At 44.0% G+C, this 13290-nt stretch carries 9 protein-coding genes and 1 tRNA gene; 9 read left to right on the top strand and 1 reads right to left on the bottom strand.

What is annotated here, in order from left to right; all coding sequences use genetic code 11:
- The first annotated feature begins 32 nt into the window (after positions 1-32).
- The 9 genes from NNX04_RS04285 (at position 33) to NNX04_RS04245 (ending at position 10842) form a co-directional block, all read left to right on the top strand.
- Positions 33-566, top strand: coding sequence for a DUF6586 family protein (locus NNX04_RS04285; RefSeq protein WP_261947628.1), 534 nt, complete (start codon positions 33-35; stop codon positions 564-566).
- Positions 567-719: 153 nt separating this feature from the next.
- Positions 720-804 (top strand) — tRNA-Leu (locus NNX04_RS04280).
- 67 nt (positions 805-871) lie between these two features.
- Positions 872-2185: a trigger factor gene (gene tig / locus NNX04_RS04275; RefSeq protein ID WP_261947627.1), complete on the top strand. Its 1314-nt coding sequence runs from the start codon at positions 872-874 to the stop codon at positions 2183-2185.
- A 175-nt stretch (positions 2186-2360) separates the two neighbouring features.
- Positions 2361-3002, top strand: coding sequence for an ATP-dependent Clp endopeptidase proteolytic subunit ClpP (gene clpP / locus NNX04_RS04270; RefSeq protein WP_261947626.1), 642 nt, complete (start codon positions 2361-2363; stop codon positions 3000-3002).
- 95 nt (positions 3003-3097) lie between these two features.
- Positions 3098-4399: an ATP-dependent Clp protease ATP-binding subunit ClpX gene (clpX, locus tag NNX04_RS04265; protein WP_261947625.1), complete on the top strand. Its 1302-nt coding sequence runs from the start codon at positions 3098-3100 to the stop codon at positions 4397-4399.
- 155 nt (positions 4400-4554) lie between these two features.
- Entirely contained in the window at positions 4555-6975 is a 2421-nt protein-coding gene (lon, locus tag NNX04_RS04260) for an endopeptidase La (RefSeq protein ID WP_007641069.1), read from the top strand.
- Positions 6976-7182: 207 nt separating this feature from the next.
- Positions 7183-7455, top strand: coding sequence for an HU family DNA-binding protein (locus tag NNX04_RS04255; RefSeq protein ID WP_040391956.1), 273 nt, complete (start codon positions 7183-7185; stop codon positions 7453-7455).
- A gap of 190 nt (positions 7456-7645) precedes the next feature.
- Complete coding sequence (locus NNX04_RS04250; RefSeq protein ID WP_151057622.1) at positions 7646-9517, top strand: SurA N-terminal domain-containing protein; 1872 nt, start codon at positions 7646-7648, stop codon at positions 9515-9517.
- 317 nt (positions 9518-9834) lie between these two features.
- Positions 9835-10842, top strand: coding sequence for a glycoside hydrolase family 53 protein (locus NNX04_RS04245; RefSeq protein WP_151057624.1), 1008 nt, complete (start codon positions 9835-9837; stop codon positions 10840-10842).
- Positions 10843-10909: 67 nt separating this feature from the next.
- Here NNX04_RS04245 and NNX04_RS04240 read toward each other — a convergent pair whose 3' ends face one another.
- On the bottom strand, positions 10910-13258 hold the full coding sequence (locus tag NNX04_RS04240) for a glycoside hydrolase family 2 protein (RefSeq protein WP_151057626.1): 2349 nt from the start codon (positions 13256-13258) through the stop codon (positions 10910-10912).
- Between the last annotated feature and the right edge of the window lie 32 nt (positions 13259-13290).

The following is a 13290-nucleotide window of genomic DNA, read 5'->3' as shown; positions in this document are numbered from 1 at the left end:
TTGCCTTTTACTACCAGTAAAGCAGTGTATCTATGGCTATCAGTAATTTCTCTCTGGTTAATCAAAAATTGGCGTTTGCCAAGTCGCTCTGCGACTTGGCCAGAGGTGTTGCAACTCCTGCAACCAGTGCAGAGCGTTTGCGTCAAGATGCTGTGCTAAGTAGCGGCGTGTATCAGCTTTCACTGGCCTTTCATTTCTATCTGCGCGAAATTGCCGATAGATGTTTTCTGAAAAATAGTGGCGCCATTAACTCTCTCGCTGAATTGCAGTTGGCGTTGGCCCAGAATGATAAGTTTCTTTCTGAGGTCTCTGAGTTGGATGAGCTTGCAGCGCGTTCTGGCTCTTGGCTTGAACAACTACAGCGGTACGCACAAAATTCGCTGGAGTCTCCACGCAAAGAAAAAGAAAGGAAATCGTTTCAGCAAGATAACCTGATCATTGCTGTAGGGATAACCGCTGAAGAAGAGGTGCAAGCAGTGTGCTTGACTGTCGAACTTCTGGAGTCATGGCAGGATTCATTTCGGGCGCTGGTTTTGCGTCAACGCGATACAAGTGCGGAGTTTTGATAAAAAGTTGAACCTGCAGAATCTCTGTGGCACAATCAGCACCCTTCGCGCCTCAGGGCTATTGGTTTTTATAAAAAACATTAAAAATCAATCAGTTAGGGTGCAGTGAAAATTAGTCAGTGCCTGCATTTATCCTAAATGAGGCAACCAAAAGCGGACGTGGTGAAATTGGTAGACACACCAGGTTTAGGTTCTGGCGCCGCAAGGTGTGAGAGTTCGAGTCTCTCCGTCCGCACCATTTTCCGAGTACGCCTAAGTGTGCTCGATCTAATGCCAAACATTATCAGTTATTTCACGAGGCACATATGCAGGTTTCACTTGAAACGACTTCTGGATTGGAACGCCGCTTGACCGTTGGTGTACCCGCTGAGCAAGTAGAAAACGAAGTTGAAAATCGCTTAAAGCAGGCTGCGCGTAACGTAAGCATCAAAGGTTTTCGCAAGGGTAAGGTGCCTCTTTCCGTTGTGAAGCAACGCTTTGGTGCTGGTATTCGTCAGGAAGTGGTTGGCGACGTGATTAGTCGCTCTTTCTATGCTGCTGTGCAAAAAGAAAATGTAAAGCCAGCCGGTCAGCCCTCTATTCAGCCAAAACAGTTGGCTGCAGGTAAAGACCTGGAATATATCGCTACCTTTGAGGTGTATCCAAGTGTTGAACTGAGTGATCTTTCTGCTTATGAGATCACTAAATACAACGCTGAAGTCACCGAGGCTGACGTAGACAACATGATCGAAGTTTTGCGTAAGCATCAGGCGACTTGGTCAGTGGTTGACCGCGCTGCCGCAGATGGTGATCAAGTTAATATCAATTTTGTTGGTACTAAAGACGGCGTTGAATTCGCTGGCGGCAAGGCTGATAACCACGCGTTATTGCTTGGGTCCAAGTCTATGATTCCCGGTTTTGAAGAGGGTGTCGTAGGCATGAAAGCAGGTGAGCAAAAAACTGTCGCCTTGACTTTTCCGGAAGACTATCAAGCAGAAGAGTTAAAAGGTGCTGCAGTGGAGTTTGTGATCACTGTTAATAGTGTTTCTGAAGCTCAATTACCTGAACTCAAGAAAGAATTTTTCCAAAAATTTGGTGTAGAGAAGGGGGGCGAGAAGCAATTCCGCAAAGAGGTAAAAGCTAATATGGATCGTGAGTTAGCTAATGCTCTTAAAGCAAAAGTTAAAGTGCAGGTTATGGATGCCCTGATTGCGTCACACACTACTGATGTACCAAAAGCGTTGGTTGCCAATGAGATCCAAGTGCTGCGGAATCAAATGATGCAGCGCTTTGGTGGTCAGCAACAAAATTTTGATATCAAGTCCTTGCTTCCCGATACTATGTTTCAGGATGAAGCGTCGCGTCGCGTCACTCTCGGCTTGATTGTTGGGGAGATTGTTAAGTCTGCCAAGTTGAAGCCGGATGCCAAGCGTGTACGTGCAATGATTGAAGAAATTGCTTCTACCTATCAAGAGCCTAAAGAGGTAATTGAATACTACAGTTCCAACCAAGAGTTAATGGCTGGTGTTGAGTCGGCAGTACTTGAAGATCAGGTGGTTGATCATATTATTTCTCAGGCCAAGGTTTCAGAAGTTGAAACCAACTATGATGAAATTATCAAATCCAACGCTCAACGTTAACTGTTTAAAAAAGCCGCAAAGCGCCTGCTTTGCGGCTTCCTCCCTCTCAAATCCCGCCCAAAACACCTCTTTTGACTGGCATATAATGCCATCACGAGTTAAGCTCTCTGGTAACAAAAATCTATAGTTTTCAATACTAGCGACACTAAAAGTTCGCTTAAGGATAAAACGCAAGATGTCATACGAATCTATGAAAGCCCAGTCTTCTGTCATTAATAGCGGTTTGGTGCCAATGGTAATCGAGCAAACCGCCAGAGGAGAGCGCTCATTTGATATATATTCACGCCTGCTCAAGGAGCGTGTGATCTTTCTAGTTGGTCCAGTTGAAGATTATATGGCCAATTTGGTTGTTGCTCAGTTGCTGTTTTTGGAAGCAGAGAATCCCGACAAAGATATTCATTTATATATCAATTCTCCCGGTGGCTCCGTGACCGCAGGAATGTCAATTTATGACACAATGCAATTTATCAAGCCTGATGTTAGTACTATGTGTATTGGCCAAGCGTGCAGTATGGGAGCCTTTTTATTAAATGCTGGCACCAAAGGTAAGCGCTTTTGTCTGCCAAACTCACGCGTTATGATTCACCAGCCAAGTGGTGGTGCTCAGGGGCAGGCTTCAGATATTCATATTCAGGCACAAGAAATTTTAAAAATTCGTTCGCGTTTGAATGAATTGATGGCTTTTCATTCTGGCCAGCCTATTGAAAAAATAGAGTTGGATACAGAGCGCGATAACTTTATGTCTGCCCAGCAAGCAAAAGACTATGGCTTAATTGACTCTGTTATTGAGCGACGTGTTCAGCCTGCAGCTAAATAGCTTGTCTAGGCTATTGACTTGGCATTAAGTAATTTATTTTCAGCTGATGTGTTCTGTTTGACAGCTGTTTTAAAATTTTGATGGAGTGGGTTCCAATGACCGATCACACCAGCGACACAGGTGACAAAAACGGAAAGTTATTGTATTGCTCTTTTTGTGGCAAGAGCCAGCATGAGGTTCGCAAGTTAATTGCTGGTCCATCTGTTTTTATATGTGATGAATGTGTTGACCTTTGTAACGATATTATTCGCGAAGAAATTCAAGAAAGTGCATCTGAGGGCGTTTCAGAGAAGTTACCTAAACCTCATGAAATATCAGCAATTCTTGATCAATATGTAATCGGCCAAAAGCGCGCCAAAAAAGTATTGGCTGTTGCTGTTTATAACCATTACAAGCGTCTGCGTTTTGGCGACAAGGCCGGTAAAGATAAAGAGCCTATCGAATTAGGCAAGAGCAATATTTTATTGGTTGGCCCCACGGGCAGTGGCAAGACCTTGCTTGCTGAAACACTGGCTCGATTGTTGGATGTGCCATTTACTATTGCAGACGCAACTACGCTCACTGAAGCTGGTTATGTCGGTGAGGACGTTGAAAATATCATTCAAAAACTGCTACAGAAATGTGACTACGACGTAGAAAAAGCTCAGCAGGGAATAGTCTATATAGATGAGATCGACAAGATCTCCCGCAAATCGGATAACCCATCAATCACCCGCGATGTGTCAGGTGAAGGTGTTCAGCAGGCCCTATTGAAGCTAATCGAAGGTACTGTTGCTTCTGTTCCACCCCAAGGGGGTCGCAAGCATCCTCAACAAGAATTTTTGCAGGTTGATACCTCTAATATTCTTTTTATTTGTGGTGGAGCATTTGCCGGTCTGGATAAGGTTATCCGCGACAGATCCGAGAAAAGTGGCATCGGCTTCGGTGCTGAAGTTAAAAGTAAAGATGAAAAGCGCAACTTTGGTGAGACGCTGCACTCTCTAGAGCCTGAGGATTTGGTTCGCTACGGCCTTATTCCGGAATTTGTTGGTCGCCTCCCTGTAATTGCTACCTTGGATGAGTTGGATAAAGCTGCGTTAATTCAGATTCTGACCGAGCCAAGGAACGCTCTAACTAAGCAGTATGCAAGGTTGTTTGAGATGGAGGGCGTTCAGATTGACTTCCGTCAAGACGCTTTGGATGCAGTAGCGGAACGTGCGCTTGAGCGTAAAACTGGTGCTCGCGGTTTGCGGTCAATAATGGAAAATGTACTGCTTGACACTATGTATAAGATTCCCTCTGAGGACAATGTAGTTAAGGTAGTTGTAGATGAGTCCGTTATTAAGGGTGAGTCCGAGCCGCTATTGGTGTATGAAACAACTGAGGTGCCTCCCAAGGTTGCCTCTGACGATAAATAGTTATTGTTCAAGCAATAATCTGGTCTGATGAAAAAGAGCGCATTTATGCGCTCTTTTTGTTTTTTCTTTAGGAGTAACTTGTAATTAGTGCTTTTTGACCCCAATCTTGGGTCATGGCAAGGTATTTGTTGCCTTCTTGAAATAGAGAGGAACCAATGGTCGCTGAAACTCTTATAGATACCCATATTACTGACATTCCCTTATTGCCGTTGCGCGATGTTGTCGTTTATCCGCACATGGTTACCCCTCTGTTTGTTGGTAGAGGAAAGTCCATCGAAGCCTTGGAGCGAGCGATGGCCAATGATAAGCAGGTGCTTTTAGTTGCGCAAAAGAACCCGCAGCAGGATGAGCCGCAGGGCGAGGATTTATACACGGTTGGTACTATAGCCTCGATTTTGCAGCTGCTTAAGTTGCCCGATGGGACGGTTAAAGTGCTAATTGAGGGGCGCGAACGGGCAAACATAGAGTCCATAGAGGACGTCGGTAGTCATTTTAGGGCTAATGTTAGCCTTATATTTAGCCCAGAAGTCGAATCTGCGGAATCTCGTGCATTGGTGGCTTCTGCAATCGGCCAATTCGAGCAATACGTTAATCTAAGCAAAAAAGTCCCCGTAGAAGTTATAACCTCACTTTCAGGTATAGATGAGCCGGGACGTCTCGCTGACACTATTGCCGCCCATATGTCCCTTGAATTACCCAAAAAGCAATCGGTACTAGAGATAGCAGACATTCGTGAACGTATCGAGCACTTGTTGGATTTGATGGATGCTGAAGTCGATCTTTTTCATGTTGAAAAAAAGATTCGTGGTCGCGTTAAAAAGCAAATGGAAAAAAGCCAACGCGAATACTATTTGAATGAGCAAATCAAGGCTATTCAAAAAGAGCTTGGTGAGTTGGGTGAAGAAGTCAGTGAAGCTGATGAACTTGAAAACAAAATAATTGCAGCTGCTATGCCTAAAGAGGCGCTGGAAAAAGCTCGTGCCGAATTGAATAAGTTAAAAATGATGTCGCCAATGTCTGCTGAGGCATCGGTACTTCGCGCCTATATCGATTGGATGATCAAGGTGCCATGGAGTAAAAAAAGTAAGGTTCGTAATGATCTCGCTCGTGCAGAAGAAGTCTTAAATAAGGATCATTTTGGTCTTGAAGAAGTTAAAGAGCGCATTCTCGAATATTTAGCAGTCCAGCAACGAGTAAAAAAAGTAAAAGGCCCAATTCTTTGCCTTGTTGGTCCTCCGGGTGTGGGGAAAACATCTTTGGGAGAATCAATTGCACGGGCCACTAACCGTGAGTTTGTGCGCATGGCTTTGGGTGGTGTGCGTGACGAAGCGGAAATTCGTGGTCACAGACGAACTTACATCGGCTCTTTGCCTGGAAAGCTAATTCAGAAAATGGCCAAAGTCGGTGTCAAAAACCCATTATTCTTACTCGATGAAATCGATAAGATGGGAATGGATAATCGTGGTGATCCTGCGTCTGCCCTCTTGGAGGTTTTGGATCCGGAACAAAACAGCCACTTTAACGACCATTACCTTGAAGTTGATTACGACTTGTCTGACGTGATGTTTGTGTGTACCTCCAATTCAATGAATATTCCAGGGCCACTACTTGACCGAATGGAAGTAATTAGAATTCCCGGGTACACAGAGGATGAAAAGTTAAATATTGCTCAGCGTTATCTAATACCCAAGCAAATCAAGGCAAATGGCCTAAAAGATTCTGAAATTAGCGTAACTGCAGACGCGATCAAAGATGTTATTCGCTATTACACCCGCGAAGCTGGCGTCCGCGGTTTAGAGCGTGAAGTGGCTAAGATTTGCCGTAAAGTTGTAGCTCGCCATGTAAAAGGGCGATTGATCAGCGCTGATGTGATCGACTCTGCAGCGTTGGAAGATCTCTTGGGAGTTCGGAAGTTTGATTTTGGCAAGGCGGAGAGTAAAGACCAGATTGGTCAGGTAACAGGCTTGGCCTGGACACAGGTTGGTGGTGAGCTACTCACTATCGAGGCATCTGCTGTAGTGGGGAAAGGGCGTATCATTAAGACTGGGTCGCTTGGTGATGTTATGCAGGAGTCGATACAAGCGGCCTTGACCGTCGTTCGCTCCAGAGGGCAAGCGCTGGGTATCGCTCCGGATCATCATGAAAAGGTCGATATCCATATTCATGTTCCCGAAGGAGCAACACCAAAAGATGGCCCTAGTGCCGGCATCGCTATGTGTACAGCTCTGGTGTCAGTTCAAACAGGAATTCCTGTAAAAGCCGATGTAGCAATGACAGGTGAAATTACCCTTCGTGGAGAGGTTTTGCGGATAGGTGGTTTAAAAGAAAAGCTGCTTGCTGCTCATCGAGGAGGAATCAAAACGGTTATTATTCCAGCGGATAATGAGCGTGATCTCAAAGAAATTCCCGTGAACATCAAAGAGGATCTATGTATTAAGCCGGTTAAATGGATTGATGAGGTTCTCGAGCTTGCTTTACAGTACAACCCCAAACCGCTCAGTGATGAGGAATATCGTGCTCTTGAAAAGGCAGCGCAAAAAACAGGAGATAGCGATAACCGTCTCAGTACTCACTGACGGTGATTTGGGGCGAGTACGTTGATTTAACTGATTGTTTTGTGATCAGAATTTTAGGGCTTTTGTGTAAAGCTGTAAGCTTTCCTTGACCCCCTGATACTCTGTTGGTATAAATCGCAATTCATTTGCTGCACAGATTATGCGAATTAAATGCATCATTGAATTTGTACTGTGTTTTTAGAAACAAATAATCAAAAGGGGTTAAGTGTGAACAAAACTGAGCTGATTGAAGCCATCGCCGCGTCTGCGGATATTCCAAAAGCGGCTGCTGGGCGTGCGCTGGATGCAGTGGTTGAGAGTATTACCGGTGCCCTCAAAAATGGCGACTCTGTTGTTTTGGTAGGCTTTGGCACCTTTGCCGTTAAAGAGCGTGCTGCTCGTACTGGTCGTAACCCTCAAACCGGCGCGGAAATTAAAATTGCTGCTGCCAAGGTTCCAGGATTCAAACCAGGTAAATCTTTGAAAGATGCTGTTAACTAATTTGTATTTACTGGGTTAGTGCTGAATTAAAAGCACGTAAAAAAGCGCATCTAGGTGCGCTTTTTTTTTAACGGCGTAGCTTTTGTTAATCAAGTTGCAAGTCCTTTTCAACATCGAATAATTAAGTAATTAGTGTCTGTTTGTGCTGCCTCGTTGGCGCAAGACATCCTCATCATGCTAGGAGTTTAAAATGTTACAACACCTCAGAGATAATTCCCGAGGAGTAATCTCTTTCATCTTAATCGGATTTTTGGTGATCATTTTTGCCCTGACCGGTGTTGAAGCGCTTTTCAATTGGGATACCTCTGCAAATCAAGCAGCGAAAGTGAATGGAGAAACCATCACTGAAATGGATGTGGCTCGAGCTGTTGGTATGCAAAAACAACAGATGCTAAATGCTTACGGTGATCAAGTGCCCGCTCAGTTTTTGAGTGATGAGTATTTGCGTAAACCAGCGGTTGATAACTTGGTCCAACGCCTTATTCTCTCCCAGGCTGCTAAAAATGCAGGCATGGCAATAGGGGATGATTATCTCGCGCAAGAAATTGCTGCTGCGCCACAATTTAAAAATGATGCTGGTGTTTTTGATAATAATGTTTATCAAAGTTTGTTGCGTAATATGGGTTACACACATAGTACCTATACGAAAATTTTATCTGAGGAGTTATTGATCAATCAGTTGCAGGCTGGTGTTGCTGTAAGTGCCTTTTCGACTCCCACACAGCTCGATGAATTAGTAGCGCTCAGTTTTCAATCGCGCGATATCCAATACGTTATTTTACCTTCTGGAAAAGTACGTGATTCAATTGAATTGCAGGACTCAGAGATTCAATCTTACTATGATGCAAATCAATCAATGTTTGTCAGTGAGGAGCAAATTGCGGTTGATTACATCAGTTTGAGTGTTCAGGATTTGATGAGCAGTGTTTCTATCTCTGAGGCTCAGGTGCGCGATCAATACGAACAAAACGTGGCGTCATTTGTAGCTGCGCCAGAACGTCAGGCTGCGCATATTCTTATAGAGTCTAACGATGCAGATAAAGTTAAATTGGTGGGAGAAAAGCTCTCTGGTGGCGCCGATTTTTCTGCACTCGCGAAAGAGTTTTCTGATGATTTAGGGAGCAAAGACCAAGGTGGTGATTTGGGGTTCACCTCTGGTGATGCATTCCCTCAGGAATTTGAAACAGCGCTTGCTGCGCTTAAAGTAGGAGAAGTTTCTGCGCCTGTAAAAACAGAAGCTGGCACTCACTTTATCAAGTTGTTAGCTGAAAAAAATTCCACACCGCCTTCATTTGAGGAGCAAAAAGCAACAATTGAAGAGCAATTAAAGCGTGCGGAAGCCGAAGTGAGTTTTGTTGCTCAGCTCGAGAAGTTGCGCGACATTTCTTATAACGCTGAAAGTCTGGCAGAAGTTGCTGAGGAGCTTGGTCTTAAAGTCGAAAATTCTGGGCTTTACGAACGTAGTAAAGGAAAGGGAATCCTCGCAAACCCTAAAGTCACAGAAGCAGCATTCTCTGATGAGGTTTTGCGTGAAGGGAATAGTAGTGATGTTATCGAGATAGATTCAAGTAATGTGCTGGTGCTAAAGATGACAGAGCATAAGCCAAGCCAAGTTAAAGCATTGGCAGATGTTAAAGAACAAATTGCAAATACTTTGAAAGATCAAAAAGCTCGTATACTGCTGACTGAACAATCAAATAAATTTATTGCAGATTTAAATACAGGTGTATCTCTTGCTGAATTAAGCACGGTGGCAGGTTTGGAAAGCAAAGAGTTTAAAGAGGCAACCCGTAATACTGCTGAGGTGGATAGTGATGTTCTCCGTCATGCTTTTTCGATGCCTAAGCCTGCTGCGGGCAAGCCATCTGTTGGTAATCTCATGACATCAAGTGGTGACATGGCTATTGTTGTTGTGCAGTCAGTAAGCCTTGGTTCGGTTGAAAAAGTGACCCCGGAACAAAAGGAAACTATAGGTGCACAATTGGCCTCTATCTATGGCAGAAATGATTTCTCCGGGTTTCAGAAGTTTCTGAAAGATTCTGCTGATATTGTTCAAAAGTAATAATCCTCAAAGTCTTCTGGTAGTTTGAAAAAACCGCGCATAAGCGCGGTTTTTTTTATTTTAGGCCGTTTTTATTCCTGGTGCCTTTTTCGCGCAAAGCGGATTTATCTTTTGGGCAAATTCCATTCTTATATTTCCGTTTTCAGAAAGGTGACCTCTCCGCGCTGGGTGAATTTGCTTGTCAAAAGATAATATATGTAATATAAATATTCTTATTGAGCGGAGCTCTATGATGTATCGCTAGTTTGGTTGTCCAGCGTGAAGGGATGCAAAACACTCAATAACAATAATGCTCGAACATTAATGGAAATATCCCTATGAAACTCAATAAAAATTTTCTCTCTTTTTGTATTGGTACCGCGTTAAGCCTATCGATTGCCCCTTGCTTGGCTGCACCGGTTAAAGGTGCAGATGTTAGCTGGATGTCAGAGATCGAGGCTAACGGTATCAGCTTTTATAATCGTAGCGGTGTTAAGAAAGATATTTTGGCGATTATGAAAGAGCAGGGAATGACTGCAGTGCGTTTGCGTGTGTGGGTTAATCCTGCAGATGGTTGGTATAACTCGACTCAAGATGTTGTGGCTAAAGCCAAGCGTGCCAAGGCGGCGGGAATGAAAGTAATGATAGATTTTCATTACAGTGATAGCTGGGCAGATCCGGGACAGCAAACTAAACCTGCAGCATGGGGTGGTTATAGTTTTCAACAATTGATGGATGCGGTTTGGAATTCCACACGGTTTACATTACAGGCAGTTAAAGACGCTGGTGTTACTGTAGATTGGGTGCAAGTAGGCAATGAAACAAACAACGGAATGTTATGGAATGAGGGTAAAGCGTCTGTGAGCATGAAAAATTATGCATGGCTAACCAATACGGGCTATAACGCTGCAAAAAGTATTTACCCAAGTACAAAGGTAGTGGTGCACTTAGCCAATTGTCACGACAATGCAAATTTTCGCTGGATATTTGATGGCCTTAAAGCTAACGGCGCAAAGTTTGATGTGATTGGTGCATCGTCATACCCTACAAATGCAACTGGCTATTCGTGGCAATCTGCCAATACCGCGTGCTTAAATAATTTAAATGACATGGTTGCGCGTTACGCTGTTCCAGTGATGGTTTCTGAAATAGGTGTACCTTGGGATCATGCACAGGCACAAACAATAGTGAAAGATATGATTACAAAGGTTGGACAAGTGTCTGGTGGTAAGGGTGCAGCTATATTTTATTGGGAGCCGCAAGCACGCCCTGGTTGGAAGGGTTATACCCTTGGGGCAATGGATAATAGCGGTAGGGCAACAGCTGTATGGGATGCTTTTAAGTAATTAAACAATAATTATTGTTTATTCAAAAAATGCCCTGTGAATTATCACAGGGCATTTTTTTAGGCCATTATTTTATTGTCATGCTGGCGGGAGCGAGGTTGGGAGCTTCTGCAGTCACGATAATATTGTCCAGTGAATCTCCAATCTCAATCAGCGCACTAGCTATTCCTGCAGCAGTATTTGTTTCCACTGGGCTAACTAGCTTCGCTGAGCCAGTTAAGGTGAATTTTACAGAAACATTATTGCTGTGCACTCGGTTCCCATTGCTGTCCTGCAATTGGGCATAAACAAAAATAGTATCTTTGACGCCTATTTGTGGCGATTTGCCACTGGTGTCAAGTGTCAGTGCTATTCCTGTTGCCGTGTTTGGAGTTATTACTTTGTGTTCAGCAACCGCTTTACCTGCGCGATAAGCAATAGCTTTGAGTTCACCTGCTTCAAATTTATCAATAACAAAAGTAAATGGCGGATGTTTTAAGTTGGTTGTATTCGCATTTTTATCTGGAGCTTGTTTTGCAATAAGCTTACCGTTTAGCTGCAGCTCAACTTCATCAGTATTGCTGAAAATTCGGAGGTTAAGCGAAGAGCTTTCCGTCCATTCGCTGGCAATAAATACCATTGGACCTGAGGTAAATTTATCGGAAAATTCATCAGGATCACGCTGGCTTTGATAGAAGTAATAGCTGTATTTTGGAAGGCGATCGATGCTCATAATTCCTGAACTTTCCAGATCGGGGGCGTAGCCACGGTTGTAATCAAACATTACCCAGTAGCCATCGGCAAATGCTGGTGTATTGAAATTATCGTTGTGCGCTTCCTGAATATTGGCGGCTTGTTGTAGTAGGCGGGTTTCGCCATCACTTAATAACTGACGACTTGAGCGATCTGCCTGCAATAAATTTGCCCATGCACTTTGGTTTAACCCGGCGTTCATTGCGTAGTATTCCCAATCACCATATTCGCTGACGACATAAGGTTTGGTTGGCATTTTATAATGTTCCAAGCGATGTTGACGTGCTTGCAAATAAATGTCGTAGCCATATTCCTGCCAACCTGCTGATAGGGCGCCGGGGTATTCTTGTTGGATAATAGTTGTGAGTGAATCAATAAAAGGCTCTGTCATCCAGGATTCATTCAGCGAACATTCCCATGCCATGACGGATGCGTGGTTGCGGTCGCGGCGAATTAAGTCGCGACAAGTTTGCTGGATTTGTGCTTGAAACGCAGGGTCTTCAGAGAAATATTGCCAACCTAAAATTGCATCTAATAATACCAAACCCAATTCATCTGCCGCCGCCATAAAAGCAGGGGAGTGTGGGTAATGGGAAAGGCGCACATAATCAAATCCGGCGGATTTTATTTTTACCGCATCGCGATAATCTGCAGCATCCGAAGTTGCATAGCCAATGTAGGGATATTCTTGATGGCGGTTTACGCCGCGTAAAAATGTTTTCTCCCCATTGATATAAAGTTGACCCTCAATCCATTTGAATTCACGAATGCCTATACGTGTAGTTTGTTCATCGACCAATGCGTCTCCCTCATAAACCCGCGTGACCAGGTTGTAGAGATTTGGTGTTTTTGGTGACCATAGGCGAGGGTTGTTAACGGTAAATTCAATCTGATTTTCGATATCTCCATTGCCGTTAATGGTTTGTGGCTCACTGGATTGTTCGATAATTTTTTTTTCGCCATCTACCAGTTGTTGCACTACACGGAATTGTTTCGGTTGCGGGCTTTTATTAATTAAATGGGTTTGTATGCTAACTGTTGCTTCTGTAGCGCTAACCTTTGGGTAGCGAACAAATATTCCACCACTAGCCGTTTTTCCGGCGGCTACAGGGTCGCTAATGTGTAAGTCGTTATCGAGCTGCAAATATACATGGCGATAAATACCACCGTAGGTATTGAAATCCAGATCGTGTAGCGGTTTTGGGCCGGTAATCGGATTGTCACGATTGTCCAGGCGTACCAGTAGTTCGTTGGGCGCATCCCAGAGTAATTTTTCCGTTAAGTTAACGGTGAAAGGAAGGTAGCCTCCAACATGGGTTGTAAGTTTTTCACCGTTGAGCCATACCTCTGCAACGTTCATGGCGGCTTCAAATTTCAAACTGATTTGTTTCCCTTTCCAGTCAGCTTCGGTGGTAATGGTTTTTTTATACCAAGCGTCACCTTGGAATTGGTCGTTTACTACCAAGGGCTCAATCTTTGGTGTGTGGGGAATGGCGATATTTTCCCAATCGGTTTGTTGTTGTGCGGTGGCAAGGTCAAGCACTTTTTCGCTACGGAAAAATTGCCAATCTTTATCGTAGTTGATATCACTTATTACGCTGGTTTGCTGTGTGGGTGGGGGCGAACAGGCAGCGAGAACGCCGCACAGCGCCAGTGCGCTAATTTGTTGTAGTGTTTTTTTCATTGTTCCTCTCTCTTTTCAATGTTATTCAAAAT

It is taken from the genome of Cellvibrio sp. QJXJ, assembly GCF_024452345.1.
Lineage (GTDB): Bacteria > Pseudomonadota > Gammaproteobacteria > Pseudomonadales > Cellvibrionaceae > Cellvibrio.
The sequence above is the reverse complement of the archived record's forward strand: the minus strand, read 5'-3'. Positions and strand labels throughout refer to the sequence as shown.

What these genes read in the sequence shown, in the direction of transcription:
- NNX04_RS04285 (WP_261947628.1), top strand. Translation starts at nt 33, where the DNA reads ATGGCTATCAGTAATTTCTCTCTGGTTAATCAAAAATTGGCGTTTGCC.
- tig (WP_261947627.1), top strand. Translation starts at nt 872, where the DNA reads ATGCAGGTTTCACTTGAAACGACTTCTGGATTGGAACGCCGCTTGACC.
- clpP (WP_261947626.1), top strand. Translation starts at nt 2,361, where the DNA reads ATGTCATACGAATCTATGAAAGCCCAGTCTTCTGTCATTAATAGCGGT.
- clpX (WP_261947625.1), top strand. Translation starts at nt 3,098, where the DNA reads ATGACCGATCACACCAGCGACACAGGTGACAAAAACGGAAAGTTATTG.
- lon (WP_007641069.1), top strand. Translation starts at nt 4,555, where the DNA reads ATGGTCGCTGAAACTCTTATAGATACCCATATTACTGACATTCCCTTA.
- NNX04_RS04250 (WP_151057622.1), top strand. Translation starts at nt 7,646, where the DNA reads ATGTTACAACACCTCAGAGATAATTCCCGAGGAGTAATCTCTTTCATC.
- NNX04_RS04245 (WP_151057624.1), top strand. Translation starts at nt 9,835, where the DNA reads ATGAAACTCAATAAAAATTTTCTCTCTTTTTGTATTGGTACCGCGTTA.
- NNX04_RS04240 (WP_151057626.1), bottom strand. Translation starts at nt 13,258, where the DNA reads ATGAAAAAAACACTACAACAAATTAGCGCACTGGCGCTGTGCGGCGTT.